The 810-nt window shown below is 61.2% G+C and carries 1 protein-coding gene; it reads right to left on the minus strand.

What is annotated here, in order from left to right; translation table 11 throughout:
• Positions 1–810 (minus strand): glycogen/starch/alpha-glucan phosphorylase (locus tag B3797_RS14690; protein WP_311791464.1); only part of this gene is annotated, 810 nt, incomplete at both ends.

Here is an 810-nt window from a genome sequence, read left to right on the forward strand (position 1 = left end):
TAAAGATATTCTCCTCGCCGACCTGCTGGGCAATCTCCACATTTGCGCCGTCCAGCGTGCCAATCGTCAGCGCGCCGTTGAGCGCCAGCTTCATATTGCCGGTGCCGGAAGCCTCTTTGCCCGCCGTAGAGATCTGCTCGGAAAGGTCGGCGGCCGGGATAAGCCGCTCCGCCACCGAGACGTTGTAGTCAGGAATAAATACGATTTTAAGGCGATCGCCGACGCGCGGATCGGCGTTGACCACCGCGGCCACCTTATTGATGGCGTAGATGATGTTTTTCGCCAGTGCATAGCCCGGCGCAGCTTTGGCGCCGAACAGCATCACGCGCGGCGTCAGGTTCGCCTGCGGATCGCTGACCAGGGTTTGCCACAGGGCGATGATATGCAGCAGCATCAGATGCTGGCGCTTGTATTCGTGCAGGCGCTTAATCTGTACGTCGAACAGCGCGTCAGGCTGAACGCGGATACCGGTTTGTTCAGCGATCCAGCGCGTCAGCGCGGCCTTGTTCTCCTGTTTGATGGCGCGATACTCCGCGCGAAACGCCGCATCCTCCGCCAGCGGCGCCAGATCGCTGAGCGCATCCAGATCGTTAAGCCAGGGACGGCGTAGCGTTTTGCCGATCAGCGCGGCCAGCGCCGGGTTGCACTGCTGGATCCAGCGACGCGGCGTGATGCCGTTAGTAACGTTATGGAACTTCTCCGGCCACAGCGCGTGGTACTCCGGGAAAAGATCCTGCACCACCAGCTTCGAGTGCAGCGCCGCTACGCCATTGACCGCGAAGCCGCTGACCACGCAAAGGTTCGCCATGC

The sequence above is a fragment of the Pantoea sp. UBA5923 genome (assembly GCF_002431095.1).
In the GTDB taxonomy this organism is placed as follows: domain Bacteria; phylum Pseudomonadota; class Gammaproteobacteria; order Enterobacterales; family Enterobacteriaceae; genus Pantoea; species Pantoea piersonii.